Origin of the sequence: Dietzia sp. B19, assembly GCF_014145155.1 — a bacterium.
Taxonomy (GTDB): Bacteria; Actinomycetota; Actinomycetes; order Mycobacteriales; family Mycobacteriaceae; genus Dietzia; species Dietzia natronolimnaea.
Window position 1 is genome coordinate 6,834 of the sequence record NZ_JAALED010000567.1, and the last position, 2,667, is coordinate 9,500.

4 protein-coding genes are annotated in these 2,667 nt (G+C 68.5%); all 4 read right to left on the reverse strand.

All coding sequences use genetic code 11. The features are described from left to right. Positions 1-114 precede the first annotated feature (114 nt). The 4 genes from G6020_RS15470 to G6020_RS15485 all read right to left on the reverse strand — a co-directional run bounded on the left by G6020_RS15470 (position 115) and on the right by G6020_RS15485 (position 2,604). On the reverse strand, positions 115-393 hold the full coding sequence (locus G6020_RS15470; protein WP_182611219.1) for a hypothetical protein: 279 nt from the start codon (positions 391-393) through the stop codon (positions 115-117). Between the two features lie 4 nt (positions 394-397). After that, a complete protein-coding gene (locus G6020_RS15475) occupies positions 398-724 on the reverse strand; it encodes a hypothetical protein (protein WP_182611220.1) in 327 nt (108 codons plus the stop codon). A 4-nt stretch (positions 725-728) separates the two neighbouring features. After that, the gene (locus tag G6020_RS15480) at positions 729-1,523 is read right to left on the reverse strand and encodes a ParA family protein (protein ID WP_182611221.1); all 795 of its coding nucleotides are present in this window, start codon (positions 1,521-1,523) and stop codon (positions 729-731) included. A gap of 175 nt (positions 1,524-1,698) precedes the next feature. Then, positions 1,699-2,604 (reverse strand): ArdC-like ssDNA-binding domain-containing protein, encoded by a 906-nt coding sequence (locus G6020_RS15485; RefSeq protein ID WP_182611222.1) that lies wholly within the window; start codon positions 2,602-2,604, stop codon positions 1,699-1,701. Between the last annotated feature and the right edge of the window lie 63 nt (positions 2,605-2,667).

Consider the following 2,667-nt stretch of genomic DNA (forward strand, 5'->3'; position numbering starts at 1 on the left):
CGCCGGGCAGTGCCGGCGTCCACGGCCGAGGGTCTACGTCGCGGGAGTCTGCGGGCGGTGTTGCACGCGGGAGCTGGCCCCAGTCGACCCGCGGCGGTCGGGCAGATGGTGGTTCTAGAGGGTGAGGGTGGTGGTGGCTCGGAGGGTGGCGAGGAGGTCGGTGCGTCCGGTTGGGGTGATGCGGGGTGCGATGACGGCGTGGGGTTCGTCGCCCAGGGCGATGAGGTGGGCGTGGTGTTTGTAGGGGTCGTCGGCGTGGATGTCGATGGTGGCGGCGGCGGCGTGGTGTGCGGCGAGGTCGAGGGCTTCGGCGTGGCTGCCGGTGGTGGTCAGGGTGTCCTGGTGGAGGAGTTCGCCGGTGGGTGTGGTCGTGGTGATGGTGACGATGTGCATGGGTCTACCTCTTGTAGGTGGTGCGGCCGCCGGCGCGGAAGGGGCTGGTGTCTGAGTGGTAGGGCTTGCCGTCGTTGTATTCGGCGTCGAGGCGGTCGAGCAATTCCTCGAAGGCGCGGACGGTGAAGGCGACGGCGCTGGGCAGGTCCTCGTCTTTGTCGAGGGCTTCGCAGGTGCCCCAGATGCGTTCGACCAGGTCGGCTGGCAGGCGCATGTTCCAGTTGCGGTATTCGGGGGCGTCGGCCGGCCGGTCGGTGGTCTCCCCTGCTGCGGCTTGGGCGACGAGGCTGTCGGTGGCCTTACGCTTGCGGACGGGTGGTGTGGCGGCCATGGGTTCAGGTCCTTTCGGCGGTCAGGGTGGTGAGCAGCTCGTGGAAGCTGTCGCGGACGGTGACGGCGGCGATGTCGCGGAGCTCGTCGAGTCCTTGACCGTTGGCGGCGGCTTCGGCGATGAAGGCGCGGCGTGGGATGTCGTGGGGGTGGACGGTGTAGCCGGATTGGGTGGCCCAGTCGCGGATCTCTGTGGCGACGCGGCCGTGGGTGGCGGTGCGGGTGGTGTCGCGCAGGTTGATGAGGATGTCGGGGTCGGGAAGGGGCCGGCTGGGGCGGAGGTCTTCGTTGATCTCGTCGACGAGTTCTCCGGTGTCGCTGATTCCGTTGAAGGAGTCGTTTTCGGGTTCGGTGACGAGGAGGACGCGGTCAGCTGAGTAGAGGGCGTTGATGGTTCCCAGGGACAGGCCGCGGTCGCAGTCGATGATGACGAGGTCGTAGTTGTCGCGGATGGTGTCGAGGGCTTTGTGTAGGACTTTTCCGGGGGCTACTCCCCCGAGTGCTTGGAGGGCTGCGGCGAGTTTGCCGCGGCCGGAGGGGACGATGTCCAGGCCGGGGCGGCGGGTGGTGTGGGTGGCGCCGGCGAGGGTGACGCCTGGGGTGCGGGCGTAGATGTCGGCGAGGGTGTGTCCGTCGGGGTCGCGGTTTCCGAGGATGCGCAGGGCTACTCCCCCTTGGGCGTCGTGGTCGATGACTAGGACGCGCTTGCCGCCTGCGACGGCGGTGTGGGCGAGCATGAGGGCGGTGGTGGTCTTGCCGACGCCGCCCTTGTGGTTGGCGATCGCGATGACCGTGGTCATTGGTGCTTTCCCTTCGTTATGCGTGCATGGTGCGAGTATATCGGCGCATGGTGCGGGTATGGAGCAAGTGTGATGCTTGGGTGCGGGGCGTGTCGTGGGTGGTGTGCGGGGTGGGTGGCCGGCGGTCGGGCGTGGCGCTTAGCGGAGCGGCGCCACGCCCGACCGCCCCGCCGGCCTAGCCGGTGGCCTCCTCGTCCTGGTCTTCGTCGGTGAGGGCGTCGGCGATGAGGTGGACGGCCTCCTGAACCCGGACGGCGGTGGCCTTGACCGTGTCGGCCTGTCCCCCGCCCCAGCTGGCGAGGTAGCCGACGCTGTAATCGCTCGTGTCGAGGTCGTGCAGTGCGGCCACGACGTAGGCGACGGATTCGGCCTCGAGTTCGCGGGTGGCCTGGTCGGGCTCGGTGGTGAGCTTGCCCTCTTCGTCGGTGTGCAAGATCGCGTGCGCGGCCTCGTGGATGGCGGTCTTGGCGGCGTGGGCGTCGGACAGGTCCGCGTCTACGACGATGCGGCGGGTTCCGTCGACGGTGCAGTAACCGTTGGACTCGCCGGGGATCTGCTCGCGGGTGACGGTCCAGCCCTGGCCGGTCATCCAATCGCTGATGCGCTCGTAGAGGGCCGCGTGGTCGTCGCCCTGGAGCTGGGCGACGGGGGCGGTGGGCTGCTCGACTCCCTCGATGGGGTCGGTCTGGGAGATGTCGAACACGCTGACCACGGGCGGTGGGCACTTGATGGCCTTGCGGGTGGTCTCTCCGGTGGCCTCGTCGGTCTCGGAGACGAGGCGGAACGGCTTGCCGAAGATCCGGATCCCCTTCTCACCTTTGCGGACCTGGCGGCCCTTGGCCTGCCACGCCTTGAATCCGGCGACCTGGGTCGCGTGCGGGCACTGCACCTGGATCAGCATCGTGTTGTTGAAGCTGTAGCGGTGGAACGATCCGAGGAAGTCCAGCCACCTGAGCCACTGGCCGGACTGGGTGAGGGCGTCGACGGCGGCGGACAGCTCGTCGTGCATCTGCTCGACCTTCTCGGCGCGGGCCGCGCGGGCGGCCTCTTTCTGCTGCGGGGTGTAGGTCTTGCGGGCCATGGCTGGCTCCTTTCGGGTACGGGGTGAGCGAGTGTTTCCGGCTCTGTCTTCTATTGTACACGC

What these genes read in the sequence shown, in the direction of transcription:
- G6020_RS15470 (WP_182611219.1), bottom strand. Translation starts at nt 393, where the DNA reads ATGCACATCGTCACCATCACCACGACCACACCCACCGGCGAACTCCTC.
- G6020_RS15475 (WP_182611220.1), bottom strand. Translation starts at nt 724, where the DNA reads ATGGCCGCCACACCACCCGTCCGCAAGCGTAAGGCCACCGACAGCCTC.
- G6020_RS15480 (WP_182611221.1), bottom strand. Translation starts at nt 1,523, where the DNA reads ATGACCACGGTCATCGCGATCGCCAACCACAAGGGCGGCGTCGGCAAG.
- G6020_RS15485 (WP_182611222.1), bottom strand. Translation starts at nt 2,604, where the DNA reads ATGGCCCGCAAGACCTACACCCCGCAGCAGAAAGAGGCCGCCCGCGCG.